Source organism: Marivita sp. GX14005, from assembly GCF_023370775.1.
In the GTDB taxonomy this organism is placed as follows: domain Bacteria; phylum Pseudomonadota; class Alphaproteobacteria; order Rhodobacterales; family Rhodobacteraceae; genus Marivita.
The window spans coordinates 43565-67378 of record NZ_JAMCCQ010000005.1; the positions used below are offsets into that span (position 1 = coordinate 43565).

A 23814-nucleotide genomic window follows, 5' to 3' on the forward strand; every position below is an offset into this window, starting at 1 on the left:
GCTCTAGCATCAAGGCTCTATTGTAAGGGAGATTTCACGATGACGGATCATAATCCATACGGGATGCAATTGAAGGATCGTCCGGAATTTTCGACCAAACCCAAGCCATTGTGTTTCGGACCGGAGGCTAGCGTCGACGAGGCGGTTCAGGCGATGAGCGAAAAGAATTTCGGCTCGGTCGTCGTTGTCGACGAGCAGGAGAAGGTTGTCGGCATCGCCACCGAACGTGACGTGATGCGAAAGCTGGTGGCGCAGGGGCGCGACGCCAAGACGACCAAACTGTCCGAGATCATGACGGAAAACCCGCGTCTTGCGCGCGAGACGGATGACGTGGTGGATTGGCTGCGCATCATGTCGAATGATCGCTTCCGCCGCTTGCCTGTCGTCGATGGAGAGGGGCGCATCAAGGTGATTTTCACGCAAGGCGATTTCGTCAGCTATACGTGGCCCGACCTGATCTATCAGGCGAAGGAACTGGCCAAGGCCGGCATGGCGCGCAATTATCCGGTCTGGCTGATCGGCGGCGGGGTGATGGTCTATTCGATCCTGATGATCGTCGTCGTCGGCGCGCTTCTGTAGTCAGAGCACCCGCGACATGAGTCGGTAGCCGTCGCGGGGCTGGAACCGGGCGCGGGCATAGAAGCGGCTCAGGGTGTCGTCGTCGCGGCGCGCTTCGAGGTGGAGAGCATGGATGCCGCCCTCGCGCAGCGCCTTGGCCAGCGCGTCCAGCGCTTCGCCTCCCATACCGCGCTTGCGAACCGCGCGGCGGATGAACAACTCGTCGATCATCGCGTCGAGCCCGCCGAATTCGACCGACCAGCCGAAGGACAGCGCGACATATCCCACCGGCGCGCGGCGCGGGCCGATGAGCCAGATCGCGCCATGCGGGCTGCCTTCGAGCAGCGGCGCGATCGCATCGTGCTGATGTTCGGGCGTGGTGCCGAAGCCCTGTTCTTCGTGAAAGGCGGCGACGAGCGGCAGGAGTTTCGGTAGATCCTCGGGCGCGGCCAGATGCAGCGATCTCATAGCCGCGCGATCCGGTCCGTCAGCAGGGTGAAGAAGCCGTCCGCATCCAGATCGCCCATGAAGGTCGCGTTGGGCGCACGGTCCGTCACGCGCCACCAGTCGGCGACGGTCATGCCGAGAGTCAGATCGGATACGGTTTCGATCTCGACATTGATGTGCCGCCCGGAGAAAAGCTCGGGCGCGATGAGATAGGCGGTTACGCAAGGATCGTGCAGCGGCGCGCCGTCACTGCCGTATTTCTCCTTGTCGAACCGTTCGAAGAAATCCGTCATCTCGGCCACTGTGACCCCGACAGGGGTATCGAGCGCGCGGAAGGCGTCGTTGCGCGGTTTCGTCACCAGCGCCTTGTGGGTCACGTCAAGCGGCATGACGGTGATCGGTGCGCCACAGCCGAAGACGATCTTCGCGGCATCGGGATCGACATAGATGTTGAATTCGGCGGTCGGGGTGATGTTGCCGACCTCGAAATAAGCGCCGCCCATCAACACGATCTCTTCGATCCGCCCGGCGATATCGGGAGCGCGTTCCAGCGCCACGGCGATATTGGTGAGAGGCCCGAGCGGGCAGAGCGTGACCGTTCCCGGGGGCTCGGCGCGCAGCGTGTCGATGATGAAATCGACGGCATGAGTATCCTGCAACGCCATCACCGGATCGGGCAGCACCGGGCCGTCGAGCCCGGTCTTGCCGTGAACATGCTCTGCCGTGACCAGCTTGCGCGAGATGGGCGCATCGCAACCCGCAAAGACACGCATGTCGGTCCGGCCTGCCAGTTCGCAGACGATCCGGGCATTTTTCTGAGTGAGCGCGAGCGGCACGTTGCCCGCCACGGCGGTGATGCCCAGCACCTCGATCTCGTCGGGGGAAGCGAGGGCGAGCAGGATGGCGACGGCGTCGTCCTGGCCGGGATCGGTGTCGATGATGATCTTGCGCGGTGCCATATTCGCCTCCTTGGTGGTGCCTCGTCGCATGCGGATCGGGCGGGATCAAGCGGCATCATCGGCCTCTGGCGAGGCTTTGCCGCCGCGCCCTGCGGTTTGCGTTGCAGGCTGGCACGCGCGTGCTAGGCTCACCCCGGAATGGGCGATCCGAGGTTTACTTTGCCTCGGTTAGCGCTAACAAGATCGCAAACGCAGCAGAATCGAAAGGATTTCGCCATGGTATCCCGCGTCATTCCCGTAGACCCGTTCGATCTGGTGATCTTTGGCGGAACCGGCGATCTTGCGCGGCGGAAGATCCTGCCGGGGCTGTTTCGCCGGTTCTGCGCCGGGCAAATCCCGGACGGATCGCAGATCATCGGGGCGGCGCGCTCGGAACTCGACGATGCCGGGTATCGGGACATGGCATCGGAGGCGATTGCGGAATTCGGCGGCGACCGGGCTTGCGACAGCGGCACGCTCGATGCCTTTCTGAAGATCGTTCATTACGTCGCGACGGATGCGCAGGGCGATGGCGGCTGGTCCGAGATCAACGAAAAGCTGCGCAGCGATCGCGTGCGGGCCTTCTATTTCTCGGTCGGGCCTTCGCTCTTCGGGGCACTTGCTGAACGGCTGCACCGTTTCGGACTGGCGACGCCAGACAGCCGGATCGTGGTGGAAAAGCCGTTCGGGCATGATCTGCAAAGCGCCCGCGCGCTCAATGCTACGCTGGCAGAGCATTTCGACGAGACGCAAATCTACCGGATCGATCATTATCTCGGCAAGGAGACCGTGCAGAACCTGATGGCGGTGCGTTTCGGCAACATGTTGTTCGAACCGCTTTGGAATTCGCAATATGTCGATCACATCCAGATCACGGTTGCGGAAACCGTCGGCGTGAGCGGTCGCGGCAGCTATTACGACAAGTCGGGCGCGATGCGTGACATGATGCAGAACCACCTCATGCAGCTGTTGTGCCTGATCGCGATGGAGCCGCCTGCGAAGTTCGAGCCAGACGCGGTGCGCGACGAAAAGCTCAAGGTGATCCGCGCCCTGGAGCCGGTGGAGCCGCACCATATCGTGCGCGGGCAATACACCGCGACGAAAGACGAGCCGGGCTATCGCGAGGATGTGGAGAACCCACGCTCGCGCACTGAAAGTTTCATCGCCATGAGGTGCCACATTTCGAATTGGCGCTGGGCGGGAACGCCGTTCTATCTGCGAACGGGCAAGAGGCTCAAGGCGCGCAATTCCGAGATCGCGGTGGTCTTCAAGGATGCCCCCCATTCGATCTTCGGAGCCGATGCCGGTCGGCATCGCAATGTGCTTGCCATCCGGCTGCAGCCGAACGAGGGCATGACTCTGGACGTGACGATCAAGGAGCCTGGACCGGGGGGGATGCGGTTGCTCGATGTGCCGCTCGACATGAGCTTCGCCGAAGCGCTCGGCCCGGAGGCCGAGGAAGCGCCGGATGCCTATGAGCGGCTCATCATGGACGTGATCCGGGGCAACCAGACGCTCTTCATGCGCGGCGACGAGGTCGAGGCGGCATGGGCCTGGACCGATCCGCTGATCGCGGGCTGGGAGGATCGCAATGACGTGCCCAAGGAATACGATGCGGGCAGTTCCGGCCCCGAAGATGCGCTGATGCTGATGCATCGCGATGGCCGGAAGTGGCGGGAGATCAAGGCGTAAGGCGCATGGGCGCGCCCGAGGGCGGCCCGTGTCGGCGTGACGAAAGATCAAGGGTTGAACCGTCCGCCCCCCTGCGGTGTGATGGTGGCCGACACACGCAAGAGCCGTTGAAAACTGACGGGGGATGAGGCCATGAGCTTTGATTTGCAGACCTATCCGGACAGGGAGATGCTGACGATTCACCTGGCGAACAAGCTGTCGGGCGATCTGCGCATGATCCTGCAACATGAAGATCGCGCGGTTCTTGCGGTGCCGGGCGGCACATCGCCGGGGCCGGTCTTCGACGATCTGTGCGCCGCGAATCTCGATTGGAGCCGGGTCGATGTGGTGCTGACGGATGAACGCTGGGTGCCCGAGGACAGCCCGCGCTCGAACACCCGTCTGATCCGCGAGCGTTTGCTGGTGGAACGGGCGGCGGAGGCGCGGCTGCTGCCGCTTCACCGCCCGGTGGCCGAACCGGAGGATGCGCTGGACGCGTTGCAGGCGGAAATCGAAGAGCGGTTGCCGCTTTCGGTCGTGCTTCTTGGTATGGGTGAGGACATGCACACCGCGTCGATCTTTCCCGGTGCCGATCAGCTGGAAACCGCGCTGTCGCCGGATGCGCCGACGCTTCTGGCGATGCGCGCGCCTGGCGCGCCAGAGCCGCGCATCACCTTCAGTGCGCGGGTTTTGAACGATGCGATGCGCAAGCATGTGCTGATTTTCGGAAAGGAAAAGCGCGAGGCGCTCGAACGGGCGGATGGGCTTTCACCCGAAGAAGCGCCGATCAACGCGGTTCTCGATCAGGCCATTGTGCATTGGGCGGAGTAGGCGGCATGTGGGGTGACTTGAAGCGGGTTGCAGAGGAAGGGCGGGAGCGATCGATCCTCGGGCTTTTCGAAACGGATGCGGACCGGGCGGAAGCGTTCAGCGTTACCGCGCTGGACATGCTTTTCGATTATTCCAAAACCCAGATCGATGCCGCAACGCGCGACGTTCTGCTCGATCTGGCACGCGGCGCGGATGTCGAGGCGCGGCGCGAGGCCATGTTCAGCGGCGCGGCCATCAACGAGACCGAGGGCCGCGCGGTGCTGCATACCGCGCTGCGCAATCTCGATGGCGGGCCGGTCGAGGTGGACGGGCGGGACGTGATGCCCGGCGTTCTGGATACGCTGGCGCGGATGGAGGCGCTGGCCGAGGAGGTGCGGGGGTCCGATGTCACCGATGTGGTGAATATCGGCATCGGCGGCTCCGATCTTGGCCCGGCAATGGCCTATCTTGCGCTGTCGCCCTATCGCGACGGGCCGCGCTGTCATTTCGTATCGAACGTGGATGCGGCGGATATCGCCGACACGCTGCGCGGGTGCGATCCAAAGAAGACGCTTTTCATCGTCGCATCCAAGACCTTCACTACCATCGAGACGATGACCAACGCGCGCACGGCGCGGGCATGGCTGTCGGATCAAGGCGTCAGCGCCGACGGGCGGTTCATCGCGCTGTCCTCCAATCAGGAGGAGGCGGCCGAGTGGGGGATACCGCCCAAGCGGGTGCTGGGCTTCGCCGATTGGGTCGGCGGGCGCTATTCGGTCTGGGGGCCGATCGGACTGTCGCTGATGATCGCCATCGGGCCGCAGGCGTTCCGCGCCTTCCTGCGCGGCGGGCAGGCGATGGACCGGCATTTTCGCGCCGCCGATCTGGCCGACAACATGCCGGTGATGCTGGCGCTTGTCGGCATCTGGCACAATCAGGGGCTGGGCCATGCAACGCGCGCCGTGCTGCCCTATGAGAACCGCTTGGCGCGGCTGCCGGCCTATCTGCAACAGCTCGAGATGGAGAGTAACGGTAAGTCGGTCGCGATGGATGGCAGCAATCTTCCGGTCGAGTCCGGCCCCGTGGTCTGGGGCGAGCCGGGGACCAACGGGCAGCATGCGTTCTATCAGCTGATCCATCAGGGCACGCGGGTGATCCCCTGCGAATTCATGGTCGCCGCCGAAGGGCATGAGCCCGAATTGCGCCATCACCACGAGCTGCTGATCGCCAATTGCCTTGCGCAATCCGAAGCGCTGATGCGCGGCCGGTCGCTTGAAGAGGCGCGCCGTTTGATGGCGGAAAAGGGGCTTTCGGGCAAGGAACTGGAACGGCAGGCGCGGCACCGGGTGTTTCCGGGCAATCGGCCCTCGACCACGCTGATGCTGCCGAAACTGACGCCCGAGACGCTGGGCCAGATCATTGCGCTTTACGAACATCGCGTGTTTGTCGAGGGTGTGATCCTGGGGATCAACTCCTTCGATCAATGGGGGGTGGAGCTTGGCAAGGAACTGGCGACCTCGCTCGGACCGGTGGTCAGCGGGGAAAGGCCGGCGGACGGCAAGGACGCCAGCACGCGGGCGCTGGTGGAGTATGTAAAGCGCTATTCCTGATCGCGCGGCACGCCATCGACTTGATGGAAATGATCGCGGATCGCCTGCGGGATCGGCATCTTGCCCGACCCGTCCGGGCGAAGAAGAACGATCACGCCCCGAAACGCCGCGCGCTGCGTGCCGCCGGACCAGACCTCCTGAGCCATGGTGAAACTGCTCGTCCGGTAGGCGACGGTTTTCGACGTGATCACATAAGGCTCATCGGCGTGCATTTCCTTGAGCCAGTCCAGCTCCCCGCGCCTGATGACGATGCGCGGCTCGGCCTCCGCGTCGCGGTAGCGTGAGAGGCCGATATGCTTGAAATAGGCGACGCGGGCGATCTCGAACCATGTCAGGTAGGCCACGTTATTCACATGGCCGAGCGGGTCGAGTTCTGAAAAGCGCACGCGGTCGACATGGGCGAGCGGCCACGGTTCGGCCAAGTCGGCGGCGCGTTGCTGTTCGGGCGAGAGAGGGGTGAGGAAGGGCAGATCGGTCATGCGGGACTGGGTGGCAAGCCGGCGCAGGATTGTCAAAGCCTTTCGCCGCGCGCTGCGTTTGCGCGCCATTAACCTTCTTTGCGGAGCCTTGGCGCGTCAGGGCAAAGGGGGCGATGATGAGCGACAATGACCGGGTGCGCCGGATCGCGCGTGAGATCGTGCGACGCGAGGGCGGCTATGTCGATGATCCGGACGATCCGGGCGGGGCGACGAAATACGGCGTGACGATCCACACCATGCGTCGGCTGGGGCTCGATCTGACGGGGGACGGGCAGGTGACGGCGGCGGATGTTCGGCATCTGACCGAAGGCCAGGCGGTGGAGATTTTCCTTCAGCACTATTTCACCCGTCCGCGCATCGGCGATCTGCCGGAGGCGCTACAGGCCACGGTGTTCGATATGTATGTGAACGCGGGCAAAAATGCGGTGAAGATCCTGCAACGCCTGCTGGGCAAGATGGGCTTCGCCGTGGCGGTGGACGGTGCCATCGGCCCGCGCACCATCGCTGCGACTGCGCGGGCCTTCGCGGCCGCGCCGGATCACATGGTCGATGCCTACGGGATCGAACGGCGCAACTATTATCTCGATCTGGCCGACCGCCGCCCGGCGAGCCGCAAATACGCGCGCAGCCGCTCGGGCGGCAAGGGCGGCTGGGTGAAGCGGGCGGAGGCGTTCATCGCCGCGCGGTATCATCTTGATGAACGGGCGTTTCAACAAAGGGTGGCGGCATGGGATTGATCGGTGAGGTTCTGGCCGCGATCTTCGGATCGGGGCGCAACGTGGTGCGCGACACGGCGGAGGTGTTCATTCCCAACGCCGAGGCGCAGGCGCAACGCGATCATTCCGCTCGCGAGGCGGCTTTGGGGCAGTTCGGAGCCGAGTTCCGCGCGCCGGAGCGCGGCCGCTTCGACAGGCTGATGGATGCGCTCAACCGCCTGCCGCGCCCGGCCATGGCGCTGGGCACGCTGGGGCTGTTCGTGTCGGCGATGATCGATCCGGTCTGGTTCGGCGCACGAATGGCGGGTCTTGCGCTGGTACCGGAGCCGCTCTGGTGGCTTCTGGGCGCGATCGTCAGCTTCTATTTCGGCGCGCGGCATCTCGAGAAAGGGCGGGACTTCCGGCGGGATCTGATGAGGAGCGCCGTGCCGCCCGTGATCGAGCGGCACGCCCCTCAGAACGCATCAACAGGCCCGGTCAACGCGGACGGTAACGCGGCGCTGGACGACTGGCTGAAACACCGCCACTAGGCGAACCCGGACGCAACTCTGCGTCCGGCGTTATCCGCCAAGGGAAAACCCGCGACAATGTGAACCGCGATTCCCGCCGTTAGCGGTTGGCCTCAAGACGCGCGACGGACTATATTCGCGCCCATGATTACAGAGCTCGGCCATTTCGCCCTCATCCTCGCGTTCCTTGTCGCGATCGTGCAAACCATCGTGCCGCTCGTCGGTGCGCATAAACGATGGCCGGGATGGATGGCAGTGGCCGAACCCGCGGCAAGCGTGCAATTCCTGCTGACCGCGTTTTCCTTCGTCGCGCTGACCTACGCCTTTGTCGTATCGGATTTCTCGGTCCGTCTGGTCTGGCTCAACAGCCATTCGGCCAAGCCGATGCTCTACAAGATCAGCGGCGTCTGGGGCAATCACGAGGGCTCGATGCTGCTCTGGGTGCTGATCCTGACGCTCTTCGGCGCGATGGCGGCGTGGTTCGGCAATGGGTTGCCCCCCACGCTCCGCGCGCGGGTGCTGGCGGTGCAATCGGCCATCGCGGTCGCGTTCTTCGCTTTCATCCTCTTCACCTCGAACCCGTTCCTGCGCCTTGCGGTGCCGCCCTTCGACGGGCAGGACCTCAATCCCTTGCTGCAGGATCCCGGCCTCGCCTTCCATCCGCCCTTCCTCTATCTTGGCTATGTCGGCCTGAGCATCTGCTTCAGCTTCGCGGTCGCCGCACTCATCGAAGGCCGCGTCGATGCCGCATGGGGCCGCTGGGTGCGCCCCTGGACGCTGGCGGCCTGGGTGTTTCTGACCATCGGTATCGCGCTGGGGTCGTGGTGGGCCTATTACGAGCTTGGCTGGGGCGGGTTCTGGTTCTGGGATCCGGTCGAGAACGCGTCCTTCATGCCGTGGCTTCTGGCCGCCGCCCTGCTGCACTCGGCCATCGTGGTGGAAAAGCGAGAGGCGCTTAAAAGCTGGACCATGCTTCTGGCGATCCTTGCCTTCGGCTTCTCGCTCATCGGCACGTTCATCGTCCGCTCCGGGCTGCTGACCTCTGTGCATGCCTTCGCCAACGATCCCGAACGCGGCGTGTTCATCCTCGCAATCATGGTCGTCTTCACCGGCGGCGCGCTCACGCTTTACGCGGCGCGCGCCAGCGCGATGGAGGCCAAGGGCGTCTTCGGCGTCGTCAGCCGCGAAAGCGCGCTGGTGGCCAATAACGTACTGCTCGCGGTGAGCTGTTTCGTCGTCTTCGTCGGCACGCTCTGGCCCGTGGTGGCCGAGATGTTCTTCGACAGCAAGCTGAGCGTCGGCGCGCCCTTCTTCAATATGGCCTTCACGCCGTTCATGGTCGTGCTCGGCCTGCTCCTGCCTGTCGGCTCCATGCTTAGCTGGAAGCGGGCCAAACTGGGCCGGACGCTGCGGCAGTTGACACCGGCCTTCATCCTCGCGGTGCTGCTGACGGGCCTGTTCTGGACGATGCAAACCGGCAATAGCCTGCTTGGCCCTGTCGGCGTCTTCCTTGGCGCATGGATCGTGTCGGGCGCTGCGATCGACCTTCTGAACCGCACGGGGCGCGATCGCGACCTGTCCCGCCTGCGCCGCTTGCCGCGCGCCGATTGGGGCAAGGCGGTCGCGCATACCGGGCTGGGCATCACGATGGTCGGCATTGCCGGGCTGATGGCCTGGCAGGAGGAGGACATTCGTGTCGCCAAGGTCGGAGAGCCGTTCGAGGTCGGCGCGTTCGAGCTGGAACTCACCGGCGTGCGCGAGGTCCGCGGGCCGAACTATTTCTCGACGATGGGCGATGTGATCGTGCGCAAGGACGCAGAGCAGATCGCCCATCTCAACCCCGAGAAGCGCAATTACCCGGTCGCGCAAATGCCGACGACCGAGGCGGCCATCGATTATCGCGTTCTGCGCGACATCTATGTCGTGATCGGCGACGAGCAGGAGAATGGCGGCTGGGTGATGCGGACCTATATCAAGCCGCTCGCAAACTGGATCTGGGCGGGGTCCATCCTGATGGCGCTTGGCGGCTTCCTGTCGCTGTCCGACCGTCGCTATCGTGTGGCGGCGGGGGCCAGGAAGGCGCGCGCGCCGCGGGGGGTGCCGGCGGAATGAACCTATTTCGGCTTATGAAAGCGGCGCTGGTTGCGCTCATGGTAATCGGATCGACGCTGCCCGCGCTCGCGGTGCAGCCTGACGAGGTTCTGGCCGATCCGGCGCTCGAAGAGCGGGCGCGCGAATTGTCGAAGGGGCTGCGCTGCCTTGTTTGCCAGAACGAGAGCATCGACGAATCCAACGCAGCCCTTGCGCGAGAATTGCGGCTGGTTGTGCGGGAACGGCTCGTCGAAGGCGATAGCGACGCGGAGGTGATCGATTTCCTTGTCGAGCGGTATGGCGAATTCGTCCTGCTCAAGCCGCGCACCGATGGCTGGAATATCCTGCTTTGGGCGACGGGGCCGGTTCTGTTTCTGATCGCGCTCGGCGTCGGCGCGGTCTACATCCGCAGCCGCTCCAACGCGGCGGCCCCGGCAGAGGCCGGACTGTCGGAGGCCGAGCGGGCCCGGCTCAAGGAAATCCTCAAGCAAGAGTGACGCCGCGTTTGGCTTTGCCAAGCCATACCGCCCCGTGTTTCATGCGTGCAACCCTGACCAGGAAGGCCTAGCGCATGGATTACGACACGATCACCTTCAATATCGCGGAAGATATCGCCACCGTCACCCTGAACCGGCCGGACGTCAAAAATGCCCTGAGCAGCCGGATGCGGGCCGAGATTACCGATGCGGTGCTCGAAGGCGGACGCAAGGCGCGGGTGGTCGTTCTCACCGGGGCGGGCGATTCCTTTTGCTCGGGGCAGGACTTGGGCGATGCGAGATCGGTTGCCAATCTCGACATGGAACGCGTGCTGCGCGATGAATACGTGCCGATGCTCCGCGCCATCTATGATTGCCCCGTGCCGACGATTTCAGCCGTGAACGGCGCGGCGGCCGGGGCCGGGGCCAATCTGGCGCTGGCCGCCGATGTGACGATCGCCACCGAAAGTGCATTTTTCCTTCAGGCCTTCACCCGGATCGGTCTCGTGCCGGATGCGGGCGGCACATGGTATCTGCCGCGCCAGATCGGATTGGCCAAGGCCATGGGTGCCGCGCTCTTCGCCGAAAAGATCACGGCAAGGCAGGCCGATGACTGGGGGATGATCTGGGAGGCGGTCTCGGACGCGGCCTTTACCGATCATTGGAAAGCGCGCGCGGCGCATCTCGCCCAGGGGCCGACCGCGGCCTATGCCGGGGTGAAAGAAGCGATCCGGGAATCCTTTGACAACACTCTCGAATCCCAGCTTTCGCTGGAGGCACGCCTACAAGGCCGCTGCGGCAAAACCCGCGATTTTCAGGAGGGCGTCCTGGCCTTTTTGGAAAAACGCCCCGCACGTTACGAGGGTCGGTAGACGGCCCCTCGCGTCACAACGCCAAGCGTCCTTCGGGCTAGGCCCGAGGATCTCCGGTTTGCAGGGAATCGCCAGGTCAAGCCCGGCGATCACGTTGCGGAGTCGCTTTCCGAATCAGCGGTTCTCGATATCCACGTAATCCCGCGGTCCGCTGCCTTCGTAAAGCTGGCGCGGGCGGCCGATTTTCATTTGCGGGTCGGCAAGCTGCTCTTTCCACTGGGAAATCCACCCCACGGTGCGGCTCAGGGCGAAAATCGGCGTGAACATGGAGGTTGGGAAACCCATCGCTTCGAGGATGATGCCCGAATAGAAATCGACATTCGGGAAGAGTTTCTTCTCTGCGAAATACTCATCCGCCAGGGCGGCCTTTTCCAGTTCCTTCGCCGTGGCGAGGATCGGGTTGTTTTCTACGCCCATGAGATCGAGCACTTCATCCGCCGATTGCTTCATCACCGTCGCGCGCGGATCGAAATTCTTGTAGACGCGATGGCCGAAACCCATCAGGCGGAACGGATCGTTCTTGTCCTTCGCGCGCGCGATATATTCGGGGATATTGTCGGGCGAGCCGATTTCCTTGAGCATCTCCAAACAGGCCTGGTTTGCGCCGCCATGCGCCGGACCCCAGAGACAGGCGATGCCCGCCGCGATGCAGGCGAAGGGATTGGCGCCCGAGGACGACGCCAGACGCACCGTGGAGGTCGAGGCGTTCTGCTCGTGATCGGCGTGCAGCGTGAAGATCCGGTCCATCGCGCGGGCGAGGATCGGATCGACCTCGTATTCCTCGGCCGGAACGGCAAAGCACATATGCAGGAAGTTCGCGGCGTAATCGAGATCGTTGCGCGGATAGACGAAAGGCTGGCCGATGGAGTATTTATAGGCCATCGCCGCGATGGTCGGCATTTTCGCAATCAGCCGGTGCGAGGCGACCTCGCGCTGGCGCTCATCGCCGATATCGGTGCTGTCGTGGTAGAAGGCTGACATCGCACCGACCACGCCCACCATGGTCGCCATCGGATGCGCGTCGCGGCGGAAGCCGCGGAAGAAATTGTGCATCTGCTCGTGGATCATCGTGTGGCGCGTGATCGTCGCCTCGAATTTTTCCAGATCCGCGGCAGAGGGAAGTTCGCCATAAAGCAGCAGGTAGCAGACTTCCAGATAATGCGATTTTTCGGCCAGTTGCTCGATCGGGTAGCCGCGATGCAGCAATTCGCCCTTGTCGCCATCAATGAAGGTGATGGAGCTGTCGCAGCTTGCCGTGGATGTGAAACCGGGATCGTAGGTGAAAACGCCCGCCTGCGAATAAAGCTTGCGGATATCGACAACATCCGGCCCGCAGGTCGGCGTCAGGATCGGCAGATCATAGCTTTCGCCATCGATCGTCAAAGTCGCGGATTTGGAGGTGTCTGACATAGATATTCCCTTCATCTCAATGCCTTGAACGGATGTCCAAGGCCGGCATTTATCCCGTGGAGTCGCCCCTCGCGGTGCTATGCGTCCCCTCCGGTGGCTGCGTCGTCCAGCCGCGCGATGGTTTCCTCGCGGCCCAGAACGAGCATCATATCGAACACGCTCGGCGTCGCGGCCCGGCCTGCCAGGGCCGCGCGCATCGGGCCGGCCAGCTTGCCGAATTTCGTCCCTTGCTCCTCCGCGAAACGGGACGTGACAGCTTCAAGCTCGTCGCGTGTCCAGCTAGCATTTTGCAACTGCGGCGTCAACGATCCCAGTATACCACGGGATACCGTATCAAGATGCTTCGCGGCTTTCTCTTCCGGGACGATAGGGCGTTCAACAAGAATAAAATGCGCCTTCTCAAGAAGTTCCGGGAAGGTGCGCGCACGTTCCTTGAGGCAATACATCGCACGCGCCAAGCCATCGGCCTGCGCTTCCGTGAGGTCAGGCAGCCCGGCGGCGGCCAGATAGTCCTGCAATTCTCGCTGCAAGGCAGCATCGTCTGCGCGCGCAATGTGCTGACCACTCAGATTCTCCAGTTTCTTGAAATCGAACCGCGCGGGCGATTTGCCGATTCCCTTCAGGTCGAACCAGTCTTTTGCCTGAGCATCGGTAAAGAATTCGTCATCGCCGTGGCTCCATCCCAGCCGGGCGAGGTAATTGCGCATCCCGGCCGCGGGATAGCCCAGCGCCTGATACTCTTCGACCCCGAGCGCACCGTGGCGTTTCGACAATTTCTTGCCGTCCGGCCCATGGATCAGCGGAATATGCGCCCAGACCGGCACGTCCCAGCCCATTGCGGTGTAAATGCCCATCTGGCGCGCCGCATTATTGAGGTGATCGTCGCCCCGGATCACATGCGTGACGCCCATATCGTGATCGTCCACAACGACGGCCAGCATATAGACGGGCGTTCCGTCGGAGCGCAGCAGCACCATATCGTCGAGTTGATCGTTGCGGATGGTGACATTGCCCTGCACGGCATCCTCGATCACCGTCGCGCCCTCTTGCGGGGTCTTAAGTCGGATCGCGAACGGCGCGTCCGGGTGCGTCGCAGGATCCGCGTCGCGCCACGGGCTCTGGAACAGGGTGGAGCGTCCTTCGGCGCGCGCCGCTTCGCGGAACGCCTCGATCTCCTCCTGCGTCGAGAAACACTTGTATGCGGCTCCCTGAGCCAGCAATTCCTGCGCGACCTCGGCATGGCGGTCGGCGCGGGCGGCCTGACTAACCACCTCGCCGTCATGATCGAGGCCGAGCCATGCCAGCCCCTTGAGAATCGCCGCTGTCGCCTCGGGGGTCGAGCGGGCGATATCCGTATCCTCGATCCGCAGCAGGAACTTGCCGCCACGCCCACGTGCATAGAGCCAGTTGAACAGCGCCGTGCGCGCGCCGCCGATATGCAGAAAGCCGGTGGGCGAGGGGGCAAAACGGGTGACGACAGGGCGGGACATGCGCGCATTTACCTTTCGATAACGAACGAGGAGATAGAGTGGCCTCATGTCTTAACCAGCACCTTGGGCGGGGGCAAGCATGGCACGGGTCCGGCAAGGGATCGCCGATATCATCCTGCGCCAGCGCGGCGCGCTTTTCGGGTTCGTTCCGGTGCTGCTGGCCTGCGGCATCGGTCTATACTTCTCCTTTCGGATCGAACCGCCGGTCTGGGCGCTTTGGCTTTCGGGCGCGGCGGGCGCGGCGTTGCTCTTGTGGTATCTGGTGTCACGCTCGGCCTATGCCCCGTTGATCTGCGCGCTGGCGCTCGTTGCATCGGGGCTCGCACTCGCCGGCGCACGGGCGCATTGGGTCGCTGGCCCGGTGCTTGACTGGCGCTATTACGGGCCGGTCACGGGGCGGATCGTTGCCATCGACCGTTCCGCGTCGGATGCGGTGCGTATCACGCTCGACCGGGTCTGGCTGACCGATGTGGCCCCCGCCAGAACGCCGCTGCGCGTCCGGCTGTCTCTGCACGGGAAAGTGCCGGGCATCGCCCCGGCGCCGGGCATGATCGTGATGACGACCGCGCATCTCGGTCCGCCCGGCGGCGCGGTCGAACCGGGAGGCTTCGATTTCCGCCGCCATGCCTGGTTCCTGCGGCTCGGCGCGGTCGGCTATAGCCGCGCGCCGCTGATGCTGTGGGACAGGCCGGAGGGCGGGCAATGGGTGTTCCGCATCCGCATGGCGTTGTCGGCGCGGGTGCAGGCGGCCCTGCCGGGGAAAACCGGCGCCTTCGCCGCCGCGATCATCACCGGCGATCGGAGCGCCATCCCGCAGGATATCCTGACGGCGCTGCGCGATACCAATCTGGCCCATCTGCTGGCGATCTCGGGTTTGCATATGGGTCTGGTGAGCGCGTTCGTCTTCGCCGCGCTCCGCCTTGCGCTGCTGCTCGGTCCCGTTGGCCTGCACTGGCCGGTCAAAAAGATCGCGGCGGCAGGAGCGCTCGCGGTTTCGGCGGGATATCTGGCGCTCTCGGGAGGCAATATCGCGACGGAACGCGCGTTCATCATGGTGGCTGTGATGCTGCTGGGGATTATGGTTGACCGGCGGGCCATTTCGCTGCGCGCGGTTGCGCTTGCGGCGGTGATCGTACTCGTCCTGCGGCCCGAAGCGCTGATGGGGCCGGGGTTCCAGATGTCTTTCGCCGCAACCACCGGCCTCGTCGCCGTGTTCGGCGCGATCAGGGACGGGCCGTTGCGGATGCCGCGAAACAGGATACTGAACGGCGCGCTTTCGGTCGCGCTCTCCTCGGCGGTGGCCGGCGCGGCGACGGCGCCGATCGCAATGGTTCATTTCAACCAGATCGCGCAGTTCGGGCTTTTGGCCAATCTCGCGACGGTGCCGCTCATGGGCATCCTGATCATCCCGGCGGCGGTGCTTGCGGTTCTGCTCATGCCGTTCGGGCTGGATATGCTCGGTCTCTGGCCCATGGGGCTCGGGCTCGACTGGATATTGCACGTCGCCGATACTGTTGCCGATTGGGATGGCGCCGTTCGGCCGGTCATGACACCGCAGCCTGCCGTGCTGCCGGTGATCGCGCTCGGTGCGCTCTGGACCGTGATCTGGACAGGGCGGGCGCGTTGGCTCGGGGCGTTGCCGGTCGCCTTGGCTGCGGCGCTCTGGATCACCGCGACCCGGCCCGATATCCTTATCGCCGAAGGCGGCAAACTGGTCGGCGTGATGACGCCCGAAGGCCGCGCCCTGTCGCGCGCCAAGGGATCGGGCTTCATCGCGCGGGTCTGGCTCGAAAACGATGGGCACGGGCTCGATCAGGCGCGCGCCGCCGCGCTGTGGGAGGCGCATGGCATCACCGATGATATTCGCCACATCCACGGCAAACGTGCCGCCGCTGCGTTTCGTGATTGCGGCACGGCAAGGCTGATCGTCGCCAGCGCGGCCTTGCCGGTGTACGGAGCGGAGCCGCGCTGCAGGATCATCGACAAGGGCCGCAACACTGTTTTCGACTCGCTCTCCGCCCGGCGCGAAGACAGCGGGGAAATCACTCTTATCCGCGCGCGTGATGTTTCCGGCGCAAGGCTCTGGAACGACAAGGCGATGCGCGCCGCGCGTTTTCCCAAAGCGACGCGAAAAACTCAGTAGGTGCGGATCAAACCAACCAGACGGCCCTGAACCTTCACGCTACCCGAAGGCAGGATGCGCGGCTCATAAGCGGGGTTCGCCGCTTCGAGCACGATACTGTCGCCATTGCGCTTGAAGCGCTTGAGCGTCGCTTCATATCCTTCGACCTGTGCGACGACGATATCGCCATTCTCCGCCGTCGAGGTTTCGCGGATCACCACGACATCGCCATCATTGATCCCGGCGTCGATCATGGAATCGCCCTTCACCTCGAGCGCATAATGGCGGCCGCTGCCGCTCAGCATCGCGCCGGGGACAGCCACGGCGGGCGGCACATCGTTGATCGATTCGATCGGCACGCCGGCGGCGATCCGGCCCATGAGCGCGAGGCTGACTGACTGCGCCGCCTCGACCTCTACCGCGCCGGACGGGGCGGGGCGGTCCGGCACATCGCCATCGATCACCCGGGGCGCGAATCCCGCCGACTGCGCCGCAAGCGACTCGGGCAGTTTCACGATCTCGATGGCGCGGGCGCGATGCGCGAGGCGGCGGATGAAACCGCGCTCCTCCAGAGCTGTGATCAGCCGGTGAATCCCCGATTTGGACCGCAGATCGAGCGCCTCCTTCATTTCGTCAAAGCTCGGCGGCACCCCGTCGCGCGACACGCGCCTGTTGATGAACTCTAGCAAATCCAGTTGTTTCTTGGTCAGCATCTTCCGCCTCCGCTCGGGTGATCCTCACCCTTTGTTCTATGGATGTTCATGTTTTGTGTCAACATGTCGTCCATGCTGGGCCGAATTGGTAAAGATTTAGCGAATGGCGATATACTCGACCGGTGCGCCGCGCCCGAGCGCCGGAGCCTTCGGCGGGCGGATGATCAGCGCATCGGCGCGGCTGAGGATGCTCAGAAGCGAGCTGTCTTGAGCGCCGAATGCGACCAGCCCATCCCCGGTCATGCGGGCGCGCATGTAATGCTCGCGTGGCCCGTTTTCCGGCAAATCTTCGGCAATCGGCGCACTTGCGCGCGGTGCCGGGGCGGCGGCCAGACCGAGCATGAGCCGCACGACGGGGGCCAGAAAGACATGGCCGCACACCATCGCCGAGACCGGATTGCCGGGAAGCCCGATCATCACCGCCGCCCCGAACCGGCCCGCCATCAGCGGTTTGCCGGGCCGCATCGCGACCTTGTAGAAGCTTTGCTCGAACCCGAGTTCCGGCGCGAGGTTGGCGACGATGTCGTGATCGCCCACCGACGCGCCGCCGATGGTCACGATGAGATCGGCCCCTTCCGCCAGATCGAAGGCCGCGCGCAGCGATGCTTCAGTGTCGCGCGCGATCGGCAAAAGGCGCGGCTCCGCCCCAAGATCGCGCAGCAGCGCGTGCAGTCCGAGCGTGTTCGACGCGATGATCTGGTCGGGGCCGGGTGTCTCGCCGGGCATGACAAGCTCATCGCCCGTCGAGATCAGCGCCACCACCGGACGGCGGGTCACGGGCACCTGCGCGATGTTCATCGCGGCCATCAGCGCCACGTCATTCGGCCCGATCACACGCCCGGCCCGGAGCGGATCGCCGGCGCGGAAATCGCCGCCGGCGGGGCGGATATAGGCCGGGCTGTCGAGCCGGTCCGCCAGGGTGATCCAATCGCCCTCGCGCCGGGTATCTTCCTGAATCACGATGCGCGCCGCACCCTCGGGCACCGGCGCGCCGGTGAAGATCCGCACCGCTTCACCCGCCGATACGGCCCCGGCAAAGCCATGCCCCGCCGCCGCCTCGCCGATCACGCGCAGCCGCGCGCCGGGCGTTGCCTCGCGCACGGCATAGCCGTCCATGGCAGAGCTGTCGAAGGGCGGCTGATCCCGAACCGCCGCCACATCGCGCGCCAGAACCCGCCCGTTCGATTGCAAGAGCGGCACCGTCTCGACCCCGAGCGGCCGGGCGAGCGCGAAAAGCCGTTCGAGCGCCTCGGCAACCGGGATCATACCGCTTCGAACCGGCCCGATTTGCCGCCATCCTTGAGCATCACGCGGATCCCGGTGATCTCCATGCGCTTGTCGACGGCCTTGGCCATGTCATAGACCGTGAGCGCTGCCGTCGACACGGCGGTCAGCGCTTCCATCTCCACGCCGGTCTGGCCGGTCGTCTTGACCGTGGCCTCGATCCGCAGCCCCGGCAGATCCGGCTCGGGCGTCAATTCGACGGCGACCTTCGTGATTGGCAGCGGATGGCAGAGCGGGATGAGATCGGCCGTTTTCTTGCAGCCCATGATCCCGGCCAGCCGCGCCACGCCGATCACGTCGCCTTTCTGGGCCCGCCCTTCGGTGATGATCTCGAAGGTCTCCGGCGCCATGCGGATGAACCCCTCGGCGACGGCGATGCGCGAGGTCACCTCCTTGCCGGACACGTCCACCATATGCGCATCGCCCTTGGCGTCGAAATGCGTCAGCCCGCTCATGCCGCCACCGGATCTGCAAGCAGCGCACGGGTCGCGCCCGCCACGTCCTTCTGGCGCATCAGGCTTTCGCCGACCAGAAAGCTGCGGGCTCCGCAGCCGGCCATCTCGGCAAGATCGCCCGGCGTGGATAGCCCCGATTCGCAGACCATCAGGCGGTCTTCCGGCACCAGTGGCGCAAGCGTGCGTGTCGTCTTGAGGCGCGTCTCGAACGTGTTGAGATCGCGGTTGTTGATGCCGATCAACTCGGAGCGCAGCACGAGCGCACGGTCGAGTTCGGCGCGGTCATGCACTTCGATCAGCGCATCCATGCCCCATTCGAACGCCGCGGCTTCCAGTTCTGCCGCCTGCGCATCGCTGACGCTGGCCATGATGATGAGGATACAATCGGCCCCCAGGCTGCGCGCTTCGGCAACCTGATAAGTGTCATACATGAAATCCTTGCGCAGCGCGGGAAGGGCGGTCGCGCCCCGCGCCTGCACGAGATACTCTTTCGCGCCCTGAAAGCTCGGCCCGTCCGTGAGCACCGACAGACAGCTCGCGCCTCCGGCCTCGTACGCTTGCGCCAGCGCCGCCGGCTCGAAATCGGCGCGGATCAGGCCCTTTGACGGAGAGGCTTTCTTGACCTCGGCAATCAGCCCGTACCCACTCATCTGCGCATGCCGCAACGCCTTCGCAAAGGGGCGCACCGGGCCCGCATCGCGCGCCGCAGCCTCGATCTCGGCCAACGGAACGCGCGCCTTGTCCGCGGCGATTTCCTCCAGCTTGTAGGATCTGATCTTCTCAAGAATGGTCGCGCTCATGTGCCGGTCCAGTCGATTGCCGCCTCTCCTTGCTGTCTAAGCCAGTCATTGACCTTCGAAAAGGGCCGCGAGCCGAAAAAACCGCGCCGCGCGGAAAGCGGCGAAGGGTGGGCGCTCTGAACGACGAAATGCCCCTCGCGCTGCAGACGGCTCGCATGGGCGCGCGCATCGTTGCCCCACAGGATGAACGCGCGGGGCCGGTCCGAAAGGGCATCCAGAACCTGTGGCACCAAGGCTTGCCAGCCCAGCTTGCGATGTCCGCGCGGCGTGTGCGCCGGCACCGTCAGCACATCGTTGAGCAGTAAAACCCCCTGCGCCGCCCAGAACCGCAAGTCGCCGCTTGCCGGAACAGCGCCCTGATCAGCGGCCAGTTCCCGGAAGATATTGCCGAGCGAGCGCGGCAAAGGCGTCACATCGGGCGCAACGGAAAAGGCGAACCCCTGCGCATGGCCGGGCGTCGGATAGGGATCCTGGCCGAGGATGACCACGCGCACATCCTGCGGCGCGCAAACCTCCAGAGCGGCGAAGATGCGATCCTCGGGCGGCAAAACCTCGCGCGTTTCCGCATCGAGCGCGGCCTCGATGCCGGGTAGCGCATCGGCAAAGAACGGCAGATGTCCCCAGGCGGCCGGCACGGTCAGCATGGCGCTGCGTTCCGGCTTCTTTGGGCCAAAAATACCTCAATCCGAAGCGCGGCAATCGCGCCTGAGCCAGCCAATCCGGCCCGCCCCTCTGCAAAGGGCGATTTTCCATCGATGGAAAATCCGCGATGCATCGATGCATCGCCGCGCTCGCCCCGGCCGGTCACGCCACCGGGCTGATGCGGGCAAGCGCGTCGACCCGCGCTTTGGCCGCGCCGCTATCGATGCTCTCCGCCGCCATCTCGGCTCCGGTTTTCAAATCATCCGCCCGGTCCGCCACGATGAGCGCCGCCGCCGCGTTGAGAAGGACCGCGTCGCGATACGCTCCCTTCGCGCCGTCCAGCAGCGCGCGGAAAGCCACCGCGTTCTCTCCGGGAAGTCCGCCGAGGATATCGCGGAAGGGATGCACCGGAAGCCCGGCATCCTCGGGATGCACCTCGCGTCCGCGCACCTTGCCATCCTCCAGCACCGCGACCTGCGTCGGCTCGGAGATCGAGATTTCGTCCGTGCCATCGCCGCCATGCACCAGCCATGCCTTTTCCGAGCCGAGCTCGCGCAGGGTTTCGGCCATGGGAAAGATCAGGTCGATCGCGAAGGCTCCGGTCAACTGCCGCTTGACGCCGGCCGGGTTCGTCAGCGGACCGAGAATGTTGAAGATGGTCTTGCAGCCAAGCTCCTGCCTCACCGGCATGAGATGCTTCATCGCAGGGTGATGCATCGGCGCCATCATGAAACCGATACCGGCCTCCTGCAACGCCCGTTCGACCACGTCGGGTCCGACCATCACATCGATCCCCATCTCCGTGAGCGCATCGGCCGCGCCGGATTTGGAACTCAGGTTGCGGTTGCCATGCTTGGCCACCGGCACGCCCGCGCCGGCCACCACGAAGGCGGCGGCGGTCGAGATATTGAGCGTGCCCATGCCGTCGCCGCCGGTGCCGACGATATCGATCGCCCCCTCCGGCGCGCGCACTTTGGTGCATTTCTCGCGCATCACCGCCGCGGCCGCTGCATATTCGGAAACCGCCTCGCCGCGCGCACGCAGCGCCATCAGCAAACCGCCCATCTGCGCCGGTGTGGCATCGCCGCTGAACAGATGCCCGAACGCCTCTTCGGCCTGCGAGCGGCTGAGCGGGCCTTCGGAGGCGGCATAGATCAGGGGTTTCATCGCATCGCTCATGCCGGCACCTTCAGGCTTTGGGCGAAATTCCGCAGCAGAGCATGACCATGTTCCGACGCAATGGATTCGGGGTGAAACTGGATCCCATGCAAGGGCAGGGTCCTGTGGCTCAGCCCCATCACCGTGCCATCCTCCAGCCAGGCCGTGATCTCAAGACAGTCCGGCACGCTGTCGCGCGCCACGACCAGGGAATGATAGCGCGTCGCCTGGAAGGGCGAGGGCAGGCCGGCGAACACGCCTTTGCCGCCGTGATGCATCGCGCCCATCTTGCCATGCACGATCTCGCTATGACGCACCACGCGACCGCCGAACGCCTGGCCAAGCGTCTGGTGACCCAGACAGACGCCGAGAAGCGGGATCTCGTGCTCGGCGGCAGCCAGGGTGAGGGCAAGACAAATGCCCGCTCGATCCGGATCGCACGGCCCCGGCGAGAACAGGATCCCCGAAGGGCGCATCGCCAGCGCATCGCTGACGGTAATCGCATCGTTGCGCACCACCTTCGCCTCGACTCCGAGATCGCCGAGATAATGCACCAGATTATACGTGAAACTGTCGTAATTATCGATGAGCAGCAGCATGCAGGTTTTGTCTCCGGTGGGGCTGGCGGGGTGGGGTGCAATCGCGGTATACATGCGCAGGCAGACCGGCGCGCGTCAAGGGCGCGGCCCGGTCAACCGGCACATCCGAGATGCCGGGAAGGGCAGGCGAGAAGGCGAGGGCAAAAAGCATGGCACGAGGGGTTTTGTCGGGAGCCATCTGGGGCGCGGTGATCTCGATCGGGGGATTGAGCGCCGCTTCGCTGATCGCGCCACCACCGCCCGAAGAGCGCTTTGCGGCCTTGGCGCCTGCGTTGGATGCCACCGCCGAACCCGAAACGCAAGGTCCCGCCGATCCGCCTGACTCCGAACCGACGGAAATCGCGCCAGCCGATCCAGCGCCCGAAGCCGAGCCTCAGCCCGAAGTTGAGTCGGAGCCGGCAGGCGCGCCGTCCGAGCCCGCCCCGTCGACTCGGGAACCGGGCTCCGCACCGGCACCCGGCGCTGCCGTATCCGATCCCGCAGCCGCGCCTCAGCCGACGCCGGATCCCGCGGTTGAACCGGCGCAAGACGCGGCCCGCGAAGCGCGCGCTCTCGAAACGCAGACACAAGAAGCGGCGCCCGCAGCAGACCCCTCCAAACCCGCGCGCCGGCCCACGGATGTCACCACCGTGACCCCCGATGCGGCCTCGCCGGCGCTGTCCACCCCGGAGGGCGTGGCGGATCGCGCGCCGCAGGATCTCAACACAGCCCCGACCGCAGCGCCCCAAATCGGCGCGCCGGAGGTCGCATTGCAATCGCCCCAGGTCGCAGCGCAGCAAGACGCGCCGACCCTCGCCCAAGACGCACCGCGCGCGGACAGACGCGCGCTTGCCGGGCTCGACTCCCCCACTCTGAACGCTCCCGACCTTAAGGCTCCCGTGATCGAGCGCGATCTCGCCATCGCCACCGAACCCGCGCAACCTCCCGCGCCGCCCGTTCCGGGCGAAACGAGCCCGCTCGAAACGCCGGAGGAGGTTGGCGCAGCCTCGCGCGAAACCGCGCCGAACGCCTCGTCAAGCGAAGCGGAGACATCGCCAGACGCGCCATTCGCCCAAAACGATGGCGACACCGCGCCTGAGCCGCGGATCCGCCGGCTCGAACCGACACCGCCGGCGCAAGACGGTGCCGGAGATACCACGTCGGGCGAGGGCGATCCCGCCCTTATCGGCCGCCCCGCCGGTTCCTTTGCCGACCGCGGCAACGGGGTCTCCTCGCGCCTGCCCAGTATCGGTGGCGGCACAGACGAGACAGTCGGCGCCCGAACACCCGCTGCCGATTCTCGCCCGGCGCTGGAGCGTTTCGCCGCACCGGCCGAAACGGCTTCCGGGCTGCCGCGCATGGCGATCGTGCTGATCGACGATGGCACCGGACCGCTTGGGCCGGACACGCTGGATAATTTCCCGTTCCCTGTAACCTTTGCGCTCGATCCCGGACAGCCCGGCGCCGCTGACCGCATGGAGGCCTACCGGGCGCAAGGCTACGAGGTCGCCGCGCTGGTCGATCTGCCGCAAGCCGCCGCCCCGGCGGATGTGGAACAAATCCTCGCCGGATCGGTCGCGGCGGTTCCCGAAGCCGTGGCCCTGATCGAAGCGCCCGGCGGAGGCTTGCAGACCGCGCGTGCCGCGACCGAACAGGCCACGCGCTTTGCCGCCGAGAGCGGGCATGGCCTCGTCTTCATGTCGAACGGGCTCAACACCGCCGAGGCAATGGCGCGGCGCGAGGAGGTGCCGACGATCAGCGTCCTGCGCGATTTCGACGGCGGCGATCAGGATGCGCGCACGAAACGCCGCTTCCTCGATGGCGCAGCGTTCCGGGCGCGGCAGGATGGGGCGGTGGCGATGCTGGGGCGCTATACGCCCGATACCGTGTCGGCGCTGCTGCTCTGGAGCCTGCAGGATCGCGCCTCCAGCGTCGCCATTGTCCCGGTGTCGAACCTCCTGATGGAACAGCCGGACTGAGCGCCC

23 protein-coding genes are annotated in these 23814 nt (G+C 65.1%); 11 read left to right on the forward strand and 12 right to left on the reverse strand.

All coding sequences use genetic code 11. The features are described 5' to 3' along the window. Positions 1-39: 39 nt before the first annotated feature. Positions 40-579, forward strand: coding sequence for a CBS domain-containing protein (locus M3465_RS14115; RefSeq protein WP_249502419.1), 540 nt, complete (start codon positions 40-42; stop codon positions 577-579). Here M3465_RS14115 and M3465_RS14120 read toward each other — a convergent pair whose 3' ends face one another. Continuing rightward, the gene (locus M3465_RS14120) at positions 580-1026 is read right to left on the reverse strand and encodes a GNAT family N-acetyltransferase (protein ID WP_249502420.1); all 447 of its coding nucleotides are present in this window, start codon (positions 1024-1026) and stop codon (positions 580-582) included. After that, positions 1023-1964 carry a nucleoside hydrolase gene (locus M3465_RS14125; protein ID WP_249502421.1) on the reverse strand — a complete coding sequence of 314 codons (942 nt, stop codon included), beginning with the start codon at positions 1962-1964 and terminating at the stop codon, positions 1023-1025. Before M3465_RS14125 ends, M3465_RS14120 begins: the two co-directional genes overlap by 4 nt. Before the next feature lie 216 nt (positions 1965-2180). Between M3465_RS14125 and zwf the strand changes: the two genes are divergently transcribed. The 3 genes from zwf (at position 2181) to pgi (ending at position 6034) form a co-directional block, all read left to right on the forward strand. Then, positions 2181-3635, forward strand: a complete 1455-nt coding sequence (gene zwf, locus M3465_RS14130; protein ID WP_249502422.1) for a glucose-6-phosphate dehydrogenase — start codon at positions 2181-2183, stop codon at positions 3633-3635. Positions 3636-3767: 132 nt separating this feature from the next. Then, on the forward strand, positions 3768-4445 hold the full coding sequence (gene pgl / locus M3465_RS14135) for a 6-phosphogluconolactonase (RefSeq protein WP_249502423.1): 678 nt from the start codon (positions 3768-3770) through the stop codon (positions 4443-4445). A 5-nt stretch (positions 4446-4450) separates the two neighbouring features. Next, on the forward strand, positions 4451-6034 hold the full coding sequence (gene pgi, locus M3465_RS14140; RefSeq protein ID WP_249502424.1) for a glucose-6-phosphate isomerase: 1584 nt from the start codon (positions 4451-4453) through the stop codon (positions 6032-6034). Here pgi and M3465_RS14145 read toward each other — a convergent pair. Continuing rightward, entirely contained in the window at positions 6025-6582 is a 558-nt protein-coding gene (locus M3465_RS14145; RefSeq protein ID WP_249502425.1) for an acyl-CoA thioesterase, read from the reverse strand. The two genes, pgi and M3465_RS14145, sit on opposite strands and share 10 nt — an antisense overlap. Positions 6583-6629: 47 nt before the next feature. On the opposite strand from M3465_RS14145, the gene M3465_RS14150 reads away from it, so the two are divergent. The 5 genes from M3465_RS14150 to M3465_RS14170 all read left to right on the forward strand — a co-directional run bounded on the left by M3465_RS14150 (position 6630) and on the right by M3465_RS14170 (position 11177). Next, positions 6630-7250: a holin-associated N-acetylmuramidase gene (locus tag M3465_RS14150; RefSeq protein WP_249502426.1), complete on the forward strand. Its 621-nt coding sequence runs from the start codon at positions 6630-6632 to the stop codon at positions 7248-7250. Continuing rightward, positions 7241-7759, forward strand: a complete 519-nt coding sequence (locus M3465_RS14155) for a holin family protein (protein ID WP_249502427.1) — start codon at positions 7241-7243, stop codon at positions 7757-7759. Before M3465_RS14150 ends, M3465_RS14155 begins: the two co-directional genes overlap by 10 nt. A 123-nt stretch (positions 7760-7882) precedes the next feature. Continuing rightward, positions 7883-9850, forward strand: a complete 1968-nt coding sequence (locus tag M3465_RS14160; RefSeq protein ID WP_249502428.1) for a heme lyase CcmF/NrfE family subunit — start codon at positions 7883-7885, stop codon at positions 9848-9850. Between the two features lie 14 nt (positions 9851-9864). Then, positions 9865-10326, forward strand: coding sequence for a cytochrome c-type biogenesis protein (locus tag M3465_RS14165; RefSeq protein ID WP_502846122.1), 462 nt, complete (start codon positions 9865-9867; stop codon positions 10324-10326). 74 nt (positions 10327-10400) lie between these two features. Then, positions 10401-11177, forward strand: a complete 777-nt coding sequence (locus M3465_RS14170; protein ID WP_249502430.1) for an enoyl-CoA hydratase-related protein — start codon at positions 10401-10403, stop codon at positions 11175-11177. 114 nt (positions 11178-11291) lie between these two features. On the opposite strand, the gene M3465_RS14175 is transcribed toward M3465_RS14170, so the two are convergent. Both M3465_RS14175 and gltX read right to left on the reverse strand, forming a co-directional pair. Then, complete coding sequence (locus tag M3465_RS14175; protein ID WP_249502431.1) at positions 11292-12587, reverse strand: citrate synthase; 1296 nt, start codon at positions 12585-12587, stop codon at positions 11292-11294. 77 nt (positions 12588-12664) lie between these two features. Continuing rightward, a complete protein-coding gene (gltX, locus tag M3465_RS14180; RefSeq protein WP_249502432.1) occupies positions 12665-14077 on the reverse strand; it encodes a glutamate--tRNA ligase in 1413 nt (470 codons plus the stop codon). A 79-nt stretch (positions 14078-14156) separates the two neighbouring features. Here gltX and M3465_RS14185 point away from each other — a divergent pair, with 79 nt between their 5' ends. Further along, on the forward strand, positions 14157-16220 hold the full coding sequence (locus tag M3465_RS14185) for a ComEC/Rec2 family competence protein (RefSeq protein WP_249502433.1): 2064 nt from the start codon (positions 14157-14159) through the stop codon (positions 16218-16220). Here M3465_RS14185 and lexA read toward each other — a convergent pair. The 7 genes from lexA to M3465_RS14220 form a co-directional block, all read right to left on the reverse strand. Further along, positions 16214-16912: a transcriptional repressor LexA gene (gene lexA / locus M3465_RS14190; RefSeq protein ID WP_249502434.1), complete on the reverse strand. Its 699-nt coding sequence runs from the start codon at positions 16910-16912 to the stop codon at positions 16214-16216. The two genes, M3465_RS14185 and lexA, sit on opposite strands and share 7 nt — an antisense overlap. 96 nt (positions 16913-17008) lie before the next feature. Continuing rightward, complete coding sequence (locus M3465_RS14195) at positions 17009-18178, reverse strand: molybdopterin molybdotransferase MoeA (protein ID WP_249502435.1); 1170 nt, start codon at positions 18176-18178, stop codon at positions 17009-17011. Continuing rightward, the gene (gene moaC, locus M3465_RS14200; RefSeq protein ID WP_249502436.1) at positions 18175-18651 is read right to left on the reverse strand and encodes a cyclic pyranopterin monophosphate synthase MoaC; all 477 of its coding nucleotides are present in this window, start codon (positions 18649-18651) and stop codon (positions 18175-18177) included. Before moaC ends, M3465_RS14195 begins: the two co-directional genes overlap by 4 nt. Then, positions 18648-19451 carry an indole-3-glycerol phosphate synthase TrpC gene (gene trpC, locus M3465_RS14205; protein WP_249502437.1) on the reverse strand — a complete coding sequence of 268 codons (804 nt, stop codon included), beginning with the start codon at positions 19449-19451 and terminating at the stop codon, positions 18648-18650. The genes moaC and trpC overlap by 4 nt, the downstream gene beginning before the upstream one ends. After that, a complete protein-coding gene (locus M3465_RS14210; protein WP_249502438.1) occupies positions 19448-20095 on the reverse strand; it encodes a uracil-DNA glycosylase in 648 nt (215 codons plus the stop codon). The genes trpC and M3465_RS14210 overlap by 4 nt, the downstream gene beginning before the upstream one ends. 160 nt (positions 20096-20255) lie before the next feature. Beyond that, complete coding sequence (gene trpD, locus M3465_RS14215; protein WP_249502439.1) at positions 20256-21272, reverse strand: anthranilate phosphoribosyltransferase; 1017 nt, start codon at positions 21270-21272, stop codon at positions 20256-20258. Then, positions 21269-21850: an anthranilate synthase component II gene (locus tag M3465_RS14220; RefSeq protein ID WP_249502440.1), complete on the reverse strand. Its 582-nt coding sequence runs from the start codon at positions 21848-21850 to the stop codon at positions 21269-21271. Before M3465_RS14220 ends, trpD begins: the two co-directional genes overlap by 4 nt. A gap of 149 nt (positions 21851-21999) precedes the next feature. Between M3465_RS14220 and M3465_RS14225 the strand changes: the two genes are divergently transcribed. After that, complete coding sequence (locus M3465_RS14225; protein ID WP_249502441.1) at positions 22000-23808, forward strand: divergent polysaccharide deacteylase family protein; 1809 nt, start codon at positions 22000-22002, stop codon at positions 23806-23808. Positions 23809-23814: the final 6 nt, after the last annotated feature.

Bases quoted from the DNA above. Each gene is read 5' to 3' on its own strand.
- trpC (WP_249502437.1), bottom strand. From the start codon at position 19,451: ATGAGCGCGACCATTCTTGAGAAGATCAGATCCTACAAGCTGGAGGAA.
- moaC (WP_249502436.1), bottom strand. From the start codon at position 18,651: ATGAGCGGGCTGACGCATTTCGACGCCAAGGGCGATGCGCATATGGTG.
- M3465_RS14155 (WP_249502427.1), top strand. From the start codon at position 7,241: ATGGGATTGATCGGTGAGGTTCTGGCCGCGATCTTCGGATCGGGGCGC.
- M3465_RS14150 (WP_249502426.1), top strand. From the start codon at position 6,630: ATGAGCGACAATGACCGGGTGCGCCGGATCGCGCGTGAGATCGTGCGA.
- M3465_RS14115 (WP_249502419.1), top strand. From the start codon at position 40: ATGACGGATCATAATCCATACGGGATGCAATTGAAGGATCGTCCGGAA.
- M3465_RS14125 (WP_249502421.1), bottom strand. From the start codon at position 1,964: ATGGCACCGCGCAAGATCATCATCGACACCGATCCCGGCCAGGACGAC.
- gltX (WP_249502432.1), bottom strand. From the start codon at position 14,077: ATGTCCCGCCCTGTCGTCACCCGTTTTGCCCCCTCGCCCACCGGCTTT.
- M3465_RS14170 (WP_249502430.1), top strand. From the start codon at position 10,401: ATGGATTACGACACGATCACCTTCAATATCGCGGAAGATATCGCCACC.
- M3465_RS14175 (WP_249502431.1), bottom strand. From the start codon at position 12,587: ATGTCAGACACCTCCAAATCCGCGACTTTGACGATCGATGGCGAAAGC.
- M3465_RS14145 (WP_249502425.1), bottom strand. From the start codon at position 6,582: ATGGCGCGCAAACGCAGCGCGCGGCGAAAGGCTTTGACAATCCTGCGC.
- zwf (WP_249502422.1), top strand. From the start codon at position 2,181: ATGGTATCCCGCGTCATTCCCGTAGACCCGTTCGATCTGGTGATCTTT.
- pgl (WP_249502423.1), top strand. From the start codon at position 3,768: ATGAGCTTTGATTTGCAGACCTATCCGGACAGGGAGATGCTGACGATT.
- M3465_RS14210 (WP_249502438.1), bottom strand. From the start codon at position 20,095: ATGCTGACCGTGCCGGCCGCCTGGGGACATCTGCCGTTCTTTGCCGAT.
- M3465_RS14160 (WP_249502428.1), top strand. From the start codon at position 7,883: ATGATTACAGAGCTCGGCCATTTCGCCCTCATCCTCGCGTTCCTTGTC.
- M3465_RS14225 (WP_249502441.1), top strand. From the start codon at position 22,000: ATGGCACGAGGGGTTTTGTCGGGAGCCATCTGGGGCGCGGTGATCTCG.
- pgi (WP_249502424.1), top strand. From the start codon at position 4,451: ATGTGGGGTGACTTGAAGCGGGTTGCAGAGGAAGGGCGGGAGCGATCG.
- M3465_RS14195 (WP_249502435.1), bottom strand. From the start codon at position 18,178: ATGATCCCGGTTGCCGAGGCGCTCGAACGGCTTTTCGCGCTCGCCCGG.
- M3465_RS14220 (WP_249502440.1), bottom strand. From the start codon at position 21,850: ATGCTGCTGCTCATCGATAATTACGACAGTTTCACGTATAATCTGGTG.
- M3465_RS14185 (WP_249502433.1), top strand. From the start codon at position 14,157: ATGGCACGGGTCCGGCAAGGGATCGCCGATATCATCCTGCGCCAGCGC.
- M3465_RS14165 (WP_502846122.1), top strand. From the start codon at position 9,865: ATGAAAGCGGCGCTGGTTGCGCTCATGGTAATCGGATCGACGCTGCCC.
- lexA (WP_249502434.1), bottom strand. From the start codon at position 16,912: ATGCTGACCAAGAAACAACTGGATTTGCTAGAGTTCATCAACAGGCGC.
- M3465_RS14120 (WP_249502420.1), bottom strand. From the start codon at position 1,026: ATGAGATCGCTGCATCTGGCCGCGCCCGAGGATCTACCGAAACTCCTG.
- trpD (WP_249502439.1), bottom strand. From the start codon at position 21,272: ATGAGCGATGCGATGAAACCCCTGATCTATGCCGCCTCCGAAGGCCCG.